Origin of the sequence: Streptomyces sp. NPDC048718 (assembly GCF_043198875.1) — a bacterium.
Classification (GTDB): domain Bacteria; phylum Actinomycetota; class Actinomycetes; order Streptomycetales; family Streptomycetaceae; genus Streptomyces.
In genome coordinates this window covers 33,169-46,159 of record NZ_JBICVG010000013.1, presented here as the reverse complement: position 1 = coordinate 46,159, position 12,991 = coordinate 33,169, and the positions used below count along the sequence as shown (strand labels likewise).

Genomic DNA, 12,991 nt, shown 5'->3' with positions numbered 1-12,991 from the left:
ATTCATGGGATCGGTCATGGGATCGGTTCGGGAGATCGACCCAGGAGGCCGGCTCAGCAGGCCGGTTCGGCAAGTCGGTTCAAGAGGCCGGTTCAAGAGGCCGGTTCAAGAGGCCGGTTCAGGAGGGCGGTTCAGGAGGGCGGTTCAGGAGAAGAACAGCGGCTTGCCCAGGCAGTGGTCGACGACCGCCTGGCTCATGCTGCTGCGCGACGGCGGGTGGAAGACGATGGCCTGGGAGGCGGCCGCGAGAATGGCGACGGCGGGCGAGGAGATGAAGGCCATGCCGCCGAGCAGCTCGACCGCCCGGCCGACCACCTGGACGATCACGTTCTGCACCGAGAAGCGGGTGAACAGCGACGCGGCGGCGCAGTCGTTGCCCAGGTCTCCGTCCATGATCCGGCGGGCGAGTCCGTCCACCATGGACTCGGCGGACTGGACGAGCAGACACAGCTCCGCGCGCTCGGCGGCCGATCCGCGCTCCGCGGACAGCACCCGGTCCACCAGGGCTCCGGCCATGCCGGTGTAGGAGGCGGCGACGATCATCTGGAACCAGATGACCCCGGCTTCGTTGAGCTGGTCGAGTTTCTCCGCCGCGCTCGGGGGTGTGCGCAGGAGGTGCTGTTCCTCCACGAAGACGTCGTCGAGCACCACCTCGTGGCTCTCCGCCCCGGCCAGCGGGTACGTCGCCCAGAAGTCGCGGACCGAGATCCCGGGGGTGCCGGCGGGCAGTACGAGGAGGCCCATCTCTGTGGTGCCGTCCGGGTTCCGCAGGGACACGCTGGCGGTGAGCAGGTCCATCGAACGCGAGAGGCTGCACGGTTTCTTGGAGCCGCTGACCCGGTAGCCGCCCGGTACGGGGCGGGCCTCGACCGTCGGGCTGAGGATGCCTCGGCCGGTGCGCCCCTCCGCGTAGCCGGAGGCGATCAGCGAGTGGTCCCGGGCCACCGTTTCGAGCACCGTGCGTTCGATGTCGGTGGTCTCGGCGTACAGCGGTCCGATCGAGTAGAGCATGCCGACGGAGAAGTGGTGCATGGCGGTGGCGACGGCGAGGGAGGGCGCCACGGATCCGATCGCGCGCACCACCCGTACGGCGTCCAGGGCGTCGGCGCCGAGGCCGCCATAGGCCCGGGGCACCAGCAGATTGGTGCCGCCGTGGTCGCGAAACAGGCCGATGGCGGGGCTGTCCGCCGACTCCAGGGTCTCGAAGGGCACCTCGGTGAGACGGTCGATCAGGCCGGGCAGCAGTCGTTCGCAGGTGTCGAGGTCGGTCTGCAGGAACTTCACGGGTGCGGCTCCTTGGGGTGCGGTCGGGCGGTCAGTTGTCGACGAGGCCCATGAGGAAAGGGGTGTACCGGTCGCCGTGCACGGCGGTGGCCGGTACCGCCGCCTCGATCGCGGCCCGGTCCCGCGCGGACAGTTCGACGCGGGTGGCGGCGAGATTCTCGTCCAGGTGGGCACGGCCGCGGGTGCTCGGGATGGGGACGACGTCCTCGCCCTGGTGGTGCAGCCAGGCCAGGGCGAGCTGGGCGACCGTGACGCCGTGGGCGCGGGCCAGTGGCCGCAGCGCGGTGAGGATCGCCTGGTTTCGGGAGAGGGCGGGTTCCTGGAACCGCGGCAGGGCGTGGCGGAAGTCCTGTTCCGGGCCGAGGTCGGCGGTGGAGTGGACGCTGTCGGCGAGGAAGCCCCGGCCCAGGGGGCTGGAGGCGACGAGGCCGATGCCCAGTTCCCGGCAGGTGGCCACGACGTCCGTCTCGATGCCCCGGCTCCAGAGCGACCATTCGCTCTGCACGGCGGTGATCGGGTGCACGGCGTGCGCCCTGCGGATGGTGGCGGCGGAGACCTCGGACAGGCACAGATGGCGCACCTTGCCCTCGTCGACGAGTTCGGCCAGGGCCTCGATGGCTTCCTCGATCTCCTCGCCGGGAGCGGCCCAGTGCTTGACGTACAGGTCGATCCGGTCGGTGCCGAGCCGCTCCAGCGAGGCGTGGCACCGCCGGCGGATGTAGGCGCGGTCTCCGCGTACGCCGAGGAAGCGGCCGTCACGATCGCGTTCCAGGCCGACCTTGGTGGAGAGGAGGACGCGGTCGCGCACCTCGGCGACGGCCTTGCCGAGGAGGCGTTCCCCCTCCCCCAGCCCCTGGACGTCCGCCGTGTCCAGCAGGGTGACACCCCGGTCGACGGCATCGCGTACGGTCCGCAGGGCGTCGGCGGTGTCGGCCGGATGGTAGAAGGACGACAGGCTCAGGCAGCCCAGGCCCTGGGCCGGCACCTCCAGGGTGCCGAGCCGCCGGGTGGGCAGGGGGGTGTGGACGGTCACAAGTCGCTCCTCGGTCGAAGGCGGGATCACCAGGTGTCGATGTGCAGAACCTCGTCCAGCGGCTGTCTGGGCGCGGGCTTGAAGTCCGTGCCGATCGAGAAGGCCGTCGGGATGAGTGCCGCCTGGATGATGCCCTCGGGGATGCCGAGCAGTCCGGCGATCTCCTTCTCGTACGTCAGGTGCAGGGTGGTCCAGGCCGTGCCCAGGCCGCGGGCCCGGCAGGCGAGCATGTAGCTCCAGCCGGCCTGGATGATCGAGCCCCACATTCCGGCCTCGTTGTACTCGGGGGCCGCCCGGGCGTCGAGGCAGGGGATGACGAGGACGGGCACCTGGGCCAGCCGCTCGCCGAGGTAGGCCACGCCGGAGGCGACCCGCTGCTGTACGGCGTGCCGGGCCGGGTCCTCGGCGTACAGGCTCCCGCACGAGCTGTCGGACGCCAGATAGCCGTCCACGGCGCGCCGGTAGTAGGCCGCGACCGCGGCCCGCTGCGCGGGATCGCTCACCACCATCCAGTGCCAGCCCTGCCGGTTGCTGCCGGAGGGGGCCTGGAGCGCGATCTCGACGCACTCCTCGATCAGCGAGAGCGGGACCGGGCGGGTCAGGTCGAGTCTCTTGCGCACCGAGCGGGTGGTGGTGAGCAGTTCGTCGGGGGTCAGGTTGAGCAGGGGCATCGCTGAGGGGCCTTTCGATCGGGACCATGGGGCGGGCCGGTCGGCGACCGTCCTCTCTTCGCGTCTTCGCGTACATCGCGTGCGTCGCACCGTCCGCCCGGTGGCGGGCGGACGGTCGCCGACGGGGCGGATCGGCCATCGGCTGGGCGGCCGTCGGCGAGGCAGGGCGGGCGGGGTCGCCGACGGGCCCGTTCGCCCCGTCGGCGGGCCCCGCCCCGCCGACGGATCCGTCCTCGACGGGTCAGTCGCGGACGCGGCCGTCCGGTTCGACGCGGGCCAGCACGGCGCGGAGCCCGTCGGCGAGTTCGTCGGCCTCCTCGGGGCCGATCACGAGGGGCGGGTTGATCAGCAGGGACCGCGGGTTTCCGCGCAGGATGATCCCGGCGTCCTCGCGCAGGGCGCGGGCCACCGGGGCCGTGCCGGTGGGCAGGGACGTACGGGTGTCCTTGTCCGCGACCAGCTCGACCGCCAGCATCAGGCCGGTCTGCCGGATGTCGCCGACCACCGGCAGGTCCCTCAGTTCCCCGAGCCGGGTCGCGAGATGGGAACCGATCTTGGTGGCGTTGCCGAGCAGGTCCTCGCGCTCGATGATGTCGAGGGTGGCCAGCGAGACGGCGCACGCGGTGGGGTGACCGGTGTAGGTGTAGCCGATCGGGAATCCGCCGGTTCCCGTGATGCCGGCCGCGACCTCCTCGGTGGTGAGGACCGCGCCGTGCGGGACGTAGCCGGAGGTGATGCCCTTGGCCGTGACCATCAGGTCCGGGACCACGCCGAAGTGCTGGGCGGCGAACCATTCGCCGGTGCGCCCGTAGCCGGTCACCACCTCGTCGAAGATCAGCAGGATGCCGTGGGAGCGCAGCAGTTGCGCGACCCTCGGCCAGTAGTCGGCCGGCGGGGCCACCGAGCCGCCGACGCTCATGATCGGCTCGCCGATCATGGCGGCGATCCGGTCCGGGCCGATCCGCTCGATGGTGTCGCTCAGTTCCCGCAGGCAGTGCTCCGTGACGTCCTCGATGCCCTGGGCCGCGGCCTTGTACGGGTCGGGAGCGGTGAGGTGGTGGACATCGGGAAGGGTCGGTCCGAACCCCTCGTGGTACACGGGGAGTCCGGAGACACTGCCCGCCCCGTAGGCGATGCCGTGGTAGGCGCTCTTGCGGGACAGGATCCAGGTGCGCTCCGTCCGGCCCTGCCGGTGGTGGAAGAACCGGGCCATGCGCAGGGCGATCTCGTTGCCCTCGGCTCCGCCGCTGGTGAAGAAGATCCGGTCCAGTCCGGCGGGTGCCAGGTCGGTGATCCGGACCGCCAGTTCCACGGCCTTGTCGTTGGTCATGTTCTCCCAGAGGTGGAAGCACTCCAGCGTGCTCATCTGGGCGTGGGCGGCGGCGGCGAGCTCGGGCCGGCCGTGTCCCACCTGCATCATGCCGAGGACGGCGGAGGCGTCCAGGTAGCTGCGGCCGGTGCTGTCCTTGACCCGGCAGCCGCGTCCCTCGACCATCACGATGCGGTCCGCGCGATCGGCGGGCAGGTTGGGGTGGATCAGCCGCTCCCGGTCGGCCAGGACCCATCCGGTCGTCCTGTCGGGATCGGCCCCGGGGACGTGCTGGGACGTCGGCATCAGGTGGACTCCTTCGCGGTGGACGAGTGGCTGCCGTGCCCGTGGGGCGGGGCACACGAGGCCGGCGCCGGTGCTCGTCGGAAGCCTGGCCGCCGGGTGCTGTGTTTCGCCTGCGTCCACCACCAGCGAGCCGTCAAGCGAACCGCAAGGTGCGGGTGGGCCGCGTGGGCGGCGGCGGGCGGTTCCGGTGTGAAGGGCATGCGCTCGTGTACGTGGCCCGGCGGGAACGCGGCCTCGTACCGAGCCGCCGCGGACCGGTCCCGACCGCCGGCGACGCCCAGCACGCACGTTCGACTCGACTCGTCCTCTTGCTCGAAATCGACGCACCAATGGGTGACTTGTCTCTCGGCGCCCGGCTTCGCCGCGGGAGCGTCTGCTGAACTGTCGATCCCCGTTGAACCATCGATCCCGTTGAACCGTCGATCCCGTTCGCCCTGCGGTGCCCCCCCCTGTGAGGTGCTCATTCCCTCCGAGAACCCCGTCCCCTCGTACGTCGATCCCACCCGGCCCAGCATCGCCAGGGTGTACGACGCCTTCCTCGGCGGCACGGACAACTACGCCGTGGACCGCGAAGTGGTCCGCCATGTGCTGAAGGCCGCCCCCGAGGCCCGTGACCTGGCGGTCGAGAACCGCCGGTTCCTGATCCGCGCCTGCCGGTTCCTGGCCGGCGAGGCCGGGATCACCCAGTATCTGGACTGCGGTTCGGGGCTGCCGACCGCCGAGAACACCCACAACGTGGTCCAGCGCGTCGATCCGGCCGCGCGGGTCGTCTACGTGGACAACGACCCGATGGTGCTGGCCCATAGCCGCGCGCTCCTGGAGGAGAACGAGAGCGTGGTCATCGTCTCCGAGGACATCTTCGATCCGGAGAGACTGCTGCGGAACAGCGTCGTACGGTCCCGGCTGGACTGGAACGCCCCGATCGCGCTGCTGCAACTGGGCACCCTGCACCACTACAACGCCGAGGCCGTGCGCCCCCGCAAGGACATCATGCGCGCCTACGTCGAAGCGCTGCCGCCCGGCTCGTATGTGGCGATCAGTCACTTCCTGGATCCGGAGGACGAGTACAGCGCGACCGCCCGGAAGATGGAGGACATGTTCCTGCACAGCATGATGGGCAGTGGCACGTTCTCCACCGGGGCCGAACTCCGGGAGCTTTTCAACGGCTTGGAGATGGTCCGGCCGGGTCTTGTCCGGTGCGCCGACTGGCGGCCGGACGGCTCGCGGACCGAGCGGCTGAACGCGGCCCAGCGGTGCATCGCCGGCGGCGTGGCCCGCACACCTTAGGCCGTACGCCGGCCCCTGCCGCGTGGCGGTACGTGCCTTCGGGGGGCCACGCGGTCTCCGGGCCCGACCCCGGGCGGCCCGGCCGTCTCCTCCCCGCACAACACGCCGAGGGGAGGAGCGCGGCGGGGAGGTGTCCGGCTCGCTCGCCGGGTTGCCGGGCGGCGCTCCGGCAGGCCGGGGCGTACGGGCGATCCGGTCCGTCCGTACGGTCAGACGGCGGGTACGGGACCGCCCGGCCGGAACCGTTCGACGCCGACGATATGCCGCACCTTGACCGGGCGGACCACGACCGCGACGCGCCGCTCCCCCGGCATGAGCCATGCGAAGCGCTCGGCGTTCAGGTACTTGCGGGCCAGTCGGTCCATTCGTTCATGCGCTTCCTCGCCCTCGATGAAGCGGGTCACGACCCCGCTGATCTGCACCCGGTCGAAGACGTCGACGGCATCGGCGTGGGAGAGGTAGACCCGGGGGTCTCGGCGCAGGTTCTCCTCCTTCACCCGCCCCACGGAGGTGTTGAACGTCAGCTCTCCTTCTCCTTCCAGGTCCACCCACATCGGGCTGACCTGCGGCGCTCCGTCGGCGCACACCGTGCCGACGTACCAGATGTTGGGGGCCCGCAGCCGGGCGCGGACGGCTTCGTCGAGAGTCGAGTTCATCATCGGAGACTAACGGCCGCGCCGCCCCGAAGCCGGAAGCGGGGGCTCCGTGGAGGGGTGAAAAGTGGTGATGATGCTCACCCTCCCGCGTCGCGAACTTCACGGACGGCGGGGCCGGTTCAGTACGCGGCACAGCCAGCGGAAGCGGGTCCGGCGGGCGTCGCGGGACACGTCGGCGTGCGGGACCAGTTGGTCGAAGCCGTGGAACCCGCCTGCCCAGATGTGCAGTTCGGCGTCACCGCCCGCTTCCCAGACGCGTCGCGCGTACGCGACGCACTCGTCGCGGTAGGTCTCCGCGGCGCCCGCGTCGATATAGGCGGGCGGCAGTCGGGAGAGGTCTGTCGCACGGGCGGCCGCGGCATAGCCGGAGAGCTGTTCGCCGGACCTCTGCTTCCCGAGGAGAGCGGTCCAGCCGAGGTCGTTGGCGTGGCGGTCCCACACTCCCCGGCCGGCCATCTGCTCGGCCGAGACGCTGTCGTTGCGGTCGTCGAGCATGGGACACATCATCAACTGACCCAGGATTCGCGGTCCGTTGCGATCGCGCGCCATCAGCGCCAGGGAGGCCGTGAGGCCGCCTCCGGAGCTGCCGCCGGCGATGACGATCCGCCCGGGGTCGATGCCGAGCATGCCGGCGTGCCGGACGAGCCATTCCAGGCCCGCGTAGCAGTCCTCGATCGCCGCCGGATACGGGTCTTCGGGTGCCAGCCGGTAGCCGACGGATACGACGGCCAGTTCGAGGGGCTCCGCCCACTCCTGAAGAATCTCCCGCAGGCCGGTGCGGTGGGTTCCGCCGATCATGCCGCCGCCGTGCATGTGGTAGACCACGGGCGCTTGTGGTCGCAGGCCGGTGGGGCGCGCGAAGAGGACGGGGATGTCCGGCGCTCCGTGCGGGCCGGGTGCCAGGAACTCCTGGATCTCGAACCTGCCCTCGTCACGGAGCTGTTCGAGCGAGGGGTCCGACTCCGCGAGCCGCGCGCGCCACGCGGGAATGCCGTCGAGCGAGCCCGGGGCGCCCCGGTGGGGCGGCCCCAATGCGTCGAGCGCGGCGGTGAGTTCGTGGGCGAAGGGGACGGGCGGAGCCGTGCGCCGCCGTCGGTTTGGGTCGCTGTTCATACGTCCTTCGTTCGAGGTGGCGGGCGCGCGCCGTCGAGGGCCGCGCCGCGCCGGTGGGGGACGGTCGGGTCTTGTCCGCGCGCCGGGCCGCCCGGCCACCCCGGCCGATGGGATCGGGCCGCCGTGTGCCGTCAGGCGCACCGCGCGAAGGGCAGGGCGCGCCAAGTCGTCTTACGCCATCCGGGAGCGGAGTTCGCGTCGGCTGGTGCGTCACGGCATCGCCCTGAGCGGTCGGCGTGCGCGGAGTGCCGGAGGGTCGTTGCACCGTCCTTGCGGAGGGTCGTTCGTCAGGCCCTCTGTGGGTTCTTTCACCCGGTCATCGGCGAGGAAGCCCCGGGCCTGCGCGCTCCCATGGGAACGGGGAGGGGGGAGCGGCACCGGCCGAGGAAGGGATCACACAGAGGGTGTTCTCTTGGGCGCGCCCTTACCGCAACGCGCTTCGCGAGGGATGCGTATCCCCCGGCGGGTGCCTCAGCCCTGGATTCTGTCGACCTCGATGAGCATGTCGACGACATTAACACATCACACGTGTGAGCATGTCGAACGCCCCTCACCGATTTCACCTTCCAGGGAAAGGAAGGCCAATTGACCTGCGATAAAGGCCTTTTCGAGTGCCGGATGACTCCTGACGTGGCCTGCAACCGGCCGGACTCGGCACACTTCAAAGTAAGTCTACGAGTGTAGACTTACTTCGGCACATGCTCACCTGGCCGCAGCGGATCGGCCGGGATGTCCAGGAGAAGGAGCGGAGATGGATCTCAATCTGACGGGAAAGCGGGCGCTGGTCACCGGTTCGAGCGCGGGACTCGGCGAGGCCACCGTGAGGCTGCTGGCGGCGGAGGGCGCGGCCGTCGTGGTGCACGGCCGGGACGAGGAACGCGCGGAGAGGGTCGCGCGGGAGATCCGCGAGGCCGGCGGAACGGCCATCGCGGTGGTGGGCGAACTGGCCGACGACGACGCCGCCACCGAGGTCGCCCGCGCGGCGCTCACGGACGGCCCCATCGACATTCTCGTCAACAACGCGGGCTTCTACCGGCATGTCTCATGGGCCGAGGCGAGTCCCGACGAGTGGCGGGACACCTACAACGTCAACGTCGTCTCGGGCGTCCGGATGATCCGGCACCTGGTCCCGGCGATGCGGGAGCGGGGCTGGGGCCGAGTGATCACGATCGGCGGCGGTCTCGCCTCTCAGCCGATGGACGCCCACCCGCAGTACAACGCCACCCTGGCCGCCCGGCACAACCTCGCCGTTTCCCTGGCCCGCGAACTGAAGGGCACGGGCGTCACGTCCAACGTGGTCTCGCCCGGGGCGATCCTGGTCGAGGCCACCAAGGAGCTCGTCACCGGGATCGGGCCCGCTCGCGGCTGGGGCCGGACCTGGGAGGAGATCCACCGGAACGCCGTGGATGCGCTCATTCCGAACGATCAGGAGCGATTCGGCATGCCGGACGAGATCGCGGCGGCGGTGGCGTACCTGTGCGGTGAACACGCCCAGTACGTCAGTGGCGCCACGCTCCGGGTGGACGGGGGGCTCATCCGGTCCGCGTTCTGAACGGGGCGCGGGTGGCACGGGTACCAGGCGGAGTGTCGGCGCTATCCGGCGGAGCCGTCGGCCGCCGGCGGCGACTCGGACGAGGGCGTGAACGTGATCCCGGGCGCGGGCTTCGCGTCGCCTTCCCCGAGGACCGGATGGAGCATGTCAGCGAGGAGCCCCGCCAGATGCTCGTTGTCGGCCTCGGCCAGCGCGGCCGTGCCGACGATGTCGCGCATCAGCCAGGTGCCGGCGATCAGCGCGAGTCCGAGCTGGGCGCGGACGTCCGCGTCGGAGCCGTCGAGCAGCCCGGCGAGCCGGGCGCCCACATGAGCCTCGACGCCCCGGCGGATGATGGCCGCCGCTTCCGGGTCCGCCGCCGAGCGGAGCAACAGCAAGAAGGGATCGAGCCGTTCGGAGTCGGGCGCCGTGCGCTCGGCGAGCGTTCGGGCGAGAGTCCGGGCCAACCCCGGACGTTCGTCGCCGACGATGGCCGACGGGCCGAAGGCGCGGTCGACGGCTTGGGCGAACAGGCCCTCCTTCGAACCGAAGTAACGGCTGATCATCATCGCGGTGACACCGGCCCGCTCGGCGATCTGCCGCACCCCGGCGCGGGCGTACCCGTACTCGGTGAACTCCACGACCGCGGCGGTGAGGATCGCCTCGCGTGTCGCGGCGCCGTCACGTCGGCGGACGGATGGTGCGGCACTCATACGGACGAGCATACGGGGCATGGTCGGCAGCGGCCGTACGGCGTAGTCGACGGCCTGCCCATGGGTCGGCGACAAGGAAGGGAGAGCTTGCATGCATCACCATCTTGACCGGTGACTTATGAACTGTCAGTCTTTCGTCACCGAATAAATCAGTTACTCCTTGATAAGGAAGCGCCCATGGCAGTCATCCGGTTCCACCTCGTGTCCACGCTCGCCCCGAAGGACGTGCTGGCGGTGCTGACCGACTTCGGCCCCGCTCGCGCCGAGGCATGGCCCACGATCGACGCCGAGCACTTCACGGTCCACGCGCTCGGCGACACCTGGGCGGAGGTCACCGAGGGAACCGACGCCGCCTGGGAGCGGGCCCGCTACGCGTGGCAGCCGGATGGCCACACGGTCACCATCACCACGCTCGACTCCAAGCTCTTCGGTGCCGGCGGCGGCTGGGTCTTCCGGATGACTCCCGAGGGCGCCGGAACCCGGGTCGACGTCGAGCTGACGCGTGAACCGACCACCTTCAAGGGCAAGATGCTCGCGGCCCTGCTGCCCCTCGTCGGCCCCTCGTCCCTGCGCAAGTCGTTCTCGGGGCCGCTGCGGGCCGCGTGAACCGGGCGTCGGCTCTCCCGGCCCCCGGCGGTATGCGAAGAGGTGCCCGTCTCCCTGCGGAGACGGGCACCTCTTCGTCGTCGCTCACGGAGTGCGCGCGCTCCACTTCTGGTTGGGCGTGCCCGCGCAGGTGTACAGCTGCAGACTGCCGTTGTTCGTCGTCCGCATGTCCTTGACGTCGACGCACTTGTTGCCGGACTGCGGGTTGGTGAGGTCGTGCGAGCTGTTCAGGCGGAACTGCTGTGCGCCCGAGCCGTTGCAGGTCGTCCAGTTGATGGCCGCGCCGTTCGCCCTCGACCCGCCGACGACGTTCATGCACTTGCCCTCCGACCGCACGGTTCCGTCGACGAACTTCCACCGCTGATAGGAGACGTCGTAACAGTCCCAGATCACCAGCGCGGACCCGGTCGCCGCGCCCGGGCTACCGGCGACGCCGATGCAGCGGTTGGAGGCATGACCGTAGATCTGCACCCCGCCGGGCCAGGGGTCGCTCGGTGGCGCCGTCTGCTGCGTCGTGCTCTTGCCCGACGTTCCGCCGGAGCCCGAGCCGGACCCGGAGCCGGAGCCTGATGCCGAGCCGGAGGCTGACGAGCCCGAGGGCTTCGTGGCTCCCGAGGAGGACGTGCCGGACGCCGCCGCGCCGGTGTGCTTGCTCCCGGCGGCCCGCTTTCCGGAATCCGCGTTCCCCGAGGCATGCCGTCCGGTGGCCGGCGCTCCCCCGCTCGCGGGCTTCTTCCCGTCGGCGGAGGGATGGGACGGCGGGATCACCGGGCCGGTCGCGGGTGTGCCGTCCGGCCCGGTGACACCAGCCTTCGGGGCCTGCTTGCCGGGTGTACCGGGGGCATGAGGGGTCGGGGACTGTGAGCCGACCACACCGGGGACCACGCCCCCCTGACCGTCCAGCACAGTGCCCGCGGCGGCACCCGGCTTCCCGGCCGCCCGGGTGCCGCCGTCGCCGTCTCCGCCGACCAGGAAGGGAACGGAGATCAGCAGAGCGCCGACGATGGCGGCCCCGGCCAGCAGGCTCTTGTGTGGACGGCCCGGCACCGTCTCGGTCGCCGTCCGCTCGGCATCCGGGTCCGGCGCATGGTCCGTCGCCGTACCGGTCTCCGCCGATCCGTCTTCCGCCGCTTCAGTCGCGGACGGGTCGGACGCGGATGTCTCGCTCGTGGACGTGCCGGTCGCGGACACTTCACTCGCCGCCGAGGCGGTCTCCGGATCCGCCGACCCCGGCACCGCGTGCTCGGCTGCCGTCACGCCGGGGCCCTTGGGCGCCGCGCGTGGCGCGGGCTCCTCCGGTGCCACCGCGGCCGATGACGCGACGGCAGGCTCGACGGCCCGCCCGGTGGTCACGGCCACGGACCCGTCCGGAGACTCGTGAGGGTGAGAAGTCGTCATGACACCTTTCCGGTGGGTCGGTGTGGCACAGGGAATCGACCATCAGGTGTGACACCCACGAGTGGGCGACCCCGGACCGGGGACATGTTTCGATCCGAGCGAACACCCGGTGTTCCACCGCCGATTCTAGGACGACGGTGACGGGATTGACGCCCCCGCCGGACATGGTCGCACGAGAAACCTGTGCACAGGTGTGACCGACCGAGTGTCAGCGTGTGCCGTCGTCCGACCCGCCGGTCAGGATGCTGACGAGATAGTCCTGCGTGGTCTGTGCCGTCGCGCCGTCGGCGACCGAATCCACCGGACAGGGCTCCATCGGCGCCCTGCTCTGAGTCGCCCCCGTCGTCGCCCCTGTTACCCCCGTCGCAGGCTGTTCGTCTGGGACAGGAACGGCCGCCCCCGACTCCACCCGCTTCTCCGTCTCCCGCTCCCCTGCCGTCTCCGTCTCCACCACCGCGTCCCCGGGCACGCCCTCGTCCGCCGGGACCAGCCGATCCGGTTCGACGATCATGCTCACCGCACCCGCCGGATTCACGTACAGGGGCACGTCCTCCGTCAGGTCCCGGACGAGATCGGCGACGGTGACGGTCCGCGTGGCGAACCGGCCGGAGGAATCCGCCTGCGCGACGGAGGTGAAGACGGGCACGACGGCGTCCCCGTCGGGGCTCAGGGTGGTGACGGTCCGCCCATCCGGCGTCGGCAGTACGGCGACCCGAGCCCCCGCGAGCAGCCGGAACACCTCCGTCTCCGCTCCGTAGCCGGTGACGGCCAATTGGATCGCCTCGTCGACCGGATCGGTCGGCTCCGGCCAGCCGCGCGCGCTCGGCGAAGGGCGGTAGTCGTCGTTGTAGAGCCACTCCACCACCTCTCCCCCGGCATCCGAGCGGTACCGGCCGACCACGGCCCACTCCGGCGGAGCACCCTCTCCCCGCCAGGCGGGATCGACCATGCCGAACCAGTGGCCGGGGGCCGCGCGGGCGGCCTCCCGGATGCGGGGCGGAACGTCGGGCAGCGGCTCCTCGCGCGCCGGTCCCGTCGTCTCTGCTGTGTCGGTCATGTCTTCCGTCACCCTCCAGGGTGGTCT

12 protein-coding genes are annotated in these 12,991 nt (G+C 71.1%); 3 read left to right on the top strand and 9 right to left on the bottom strand.

Annotated elements, in window-relative coordinates; translation table 11 throughout:
* Nucleotides 1-144 precede the first annotated feature (144 nt).
* The 4 genes from ACGFRB_RS23845 to ACGFRB_RS23830 form a co-directional block, all read right to left on the bottom strand.
* Nucleotides 145-1,284 (bottom strand): acyl-CoA dehydrogenase family protein, encoded by a 1,140-nt coding sequence (locus ACGFRB_RS23845; RefSeq protein WP_363010533.1) that lies wholly within the window; start codon nucleotides 1,282-1,284, stop codon nucleotides 145-147.
* A 31-nt stretch (nucleotides 1,285-1,315) separates the two neighbouring features.
* Entirely contained in the window at nucleotides 1,316-2,317 is a 1,002-nt protein-coding gene (locus tag ACGFRB_RS23840; RefSeq protein WP_393245738.1) for an aldo/keto reductase, read from the bottom strand.
* A gap of 26 nt (nucleotides 2,318-2,343) precedes the next feature.
* The gene (locus ACGFRB_RS23835) at nucleotides 2,344-2,988 is read right to left on the bottom strand and encodes a nitroreductase family protein (protein WP_363010529.1); all 645 of its coding nucleotides are present in this window, start codon (nucleotides 2,986-2,988) and stop codon (nucleotides 2,344-2,346) included.
* Between the two features lie 241 nt (nucleotides 2,989-3,229).
* Nucleotides 3,230-4,603, bottom strand: a complete 1,374-nt coding sequence (locus ACGFRB_RS23830) for an aspartate aminotransferase family protein (protein ID WP_393245736.1) — start codon at nucleotides 4,601-4,603, stop codon at nucleotides 3,230-3,232.
* A gap of 456 nt (nucleotides 4,604-5,059) precedes the next feature.
* Between ACGFRB_RS23830 and ACGFRB_RS23825 the strand changes: the two genes are divergently transcribed.
* Nucleotides 5,060-5,890 carry an SAM-dependent methyltransferase gene (locus ACGFRB_RS23825; RefSeq protein WP_393245735.1) on the top strand — a complete coding sequence of 277 codons (831 nt, stop codon included), beginning with the start codon at nucleotides 5,060-5,062 and terminating at the stop codon, nucleotides 5,888-5,890.
* A gap of 209 nt (nucleotides 5,891-6,099) precedes the next feature.
* Here the strand turns inward: ACGFRB_RS23825 and ACGFRB_RS23820 are convergent, their stop codons facing one another.
* Both ACGFRB_RS23820 and ACGFRB_RS23815 read right to left on the bottom strand, forming a co-directional pair.
* The gene (locus ACGFRB_RS23820; protein ID WP_393245733.1) at nucleotides 6,100-6,546 is read right to left on the bottom strand and encodes a TIGR03618 family F420-dependent PPOX class oxidoreductase; all 447 of its coding nucleotides are present in this window, start codon (nucleotides 6,544-6,546) and stop codon (nucleotides 6,100-6,102) included.
* A 99-nt stretch (nucleotides 6,547-6,645) separates the two neighbouring features.
* On the bottom strand, nucleotides 6,646-7,659 hold the full coding sequence (locus tag ACGFRB_RS23815; RefSeq protein ID WP_393245731.1) for an alpha/beta hydrolase: 1,014 nt from the start codon (nucleotides 7,657-7,659) through the stop codon (nucleotides 6,646-6,648).
* Between the two features lie 751 nt (nucleotides 7,660-8,410).
* On the opposite strand from ACGFRB_RS23815, the gene ACGFRB_RS23810 reads away from it, so the two are divergent.
* Nucleotides 8,411-9,211 carry an SDR family NAD(P)-dependent oxidoreductase gene (locus ACGFRB_RS23810; protein ID WP_393245730.1) on the top strand — a complete coding sequence of 267 codons (801 nt, stop codon included), beginning with the start codon at nucleotides 8,411-8,413 and terminating at the stop codon, nucleotides 9,209-9,211.
* Nucleotides 9,212-9,252: 41 nt separating this feature from the next.
* Here the strand turns inward: ACGFRB_RS23810 and ACGFRB_RS23805 are convergent, their stop codons facing one another.
* On the bottom strand, nucleotides 9,253-9,903 hold the full coding sequence (locus ACGFRB_RS23805) for a TetR/AcrR family transcriptional regulator (protein WP_393245728.1): 651 nt from the start codon (nucleotides 9,901-9,903) through the stop codon (nucleotides 9,253-9,255).
* A gap of 177 nt (nucleotides 9,904-10,080) precedes the next feature.
* Here ACGFRB_RS23805 and ACGFRB_RS23800 point away from each other — a divergent pair, with 177 nt between their 5' ends.
* Nucleotides 10,081-10,509: a hypothetical protein gene (locus tag ACGFRB_RS23800; RefSeq protein ID WP_393245726.1), complete on the top strand. Its 429-nt coding sequence runs from the start codon at nucleotides 10,081-10,083 to the stop codon at nucleotides 10,507-10,509.
* Nucleotides 10,510-10,593: 84 nt separating this feature from the next.
* Here the strand turns inward: ACGFRB_RS23800 and ACGFRB_RS23795 are convergent, their stop codons facing one another.
* Together ACGFRB_RS23795 and ACGFRB_RS23790 are read right to left on the bottom strand one after the other, a co-directional pair.
* Nucleotides 10,594-11,766 (bottom strand): ricin-type beta-trefoil lectin domain protein, encoded by a 1,173-nt coding sequence (locus ACGFRB_RS23795; protein WP_393245724.1) that lies wholly within the window; start codon nucleotides 11,764-11,766, stop codon nucleotides 10,594-10,596.
* A 349-nt stretch (nucleotides 11,767-12,115) separates the two neighbouring features.
* Nucleotides 12,116-12,964, bottom strand: coding sequence for a type VII secretion system-associated protein (locus ACGFRB_RS23790; RefSeq protein WP_393245723.1), 849 nt, complete (start codon nucleotides 12,962-12,964; stop codon nucleotides 12,116-12,118).
* Between the last annotated feature and the right edge of the window lie 27 nt (nucleotides 12,965-12,991).

Excerpts from the sequence above, each read along its gene's own strand:
- ACGFRB_RS23820 (WP_393245733.1), bottom strand. The coding sequence starts at position 6,546 with ATGAACTCGACTCTCGACGAAGCCGTCCGCGCCCGGCTGCGGGCCCCC.
- ACGFRB_RS23835 (WP_363010529.1), bottom strand. The coding sequence starts at position 2,988 with ATGCCCCTGCTCAACCTGACCCCCGACGAACTGCTCACCACCACCCGC.
- ACGFRB_RS23790 (WP_393245723.1), bottom strand. The coding sequence starts at position 12,964 with ATGACCGACACAGCAGAGACGACGGGACCGGCGCGCGAGGAGCCGCTG.
- ACGFRB_RS23810 (WP_393245730.1), top strand. The coding sequence starts at position 8,411 with ATGGATCTCAATCTGACGGGAAAGCGGGCGCTGGTCACCGGTTCGAGC.
- ACGFRB_RS23805 (WP_393245728.1), bottom strand. The coding sequence starts at position 9,903 with ATGAGTGCCGCACCATCCGTCCGCCGACGTGACGGCGCCGCGACACGC.
- ACGFRB_RS23830 (WP_393245736.1), bottom strand. The coding sequence starts at position 4,603 with ATGCCGACGTCCCAGCACGTCCCCGGGGCCGATCCCGACAGGACGACC.
- ACGFRB_RS23815 (WP_393245731.1), bottom strand. The coding sequence starts at position 7,659 with ATGAACAGCGACCCAAACCGACGGCGGCGCACGGCTCCGCCCGTCCCC.
- ACGFRB_RS23800 (WP_393245726.1), top strand. The coding sequence starts at position 10,081 with ATGGCAGTCATCCGGTTCCACCTCGTGTCCACGCTCGCCCCGAAGGAC.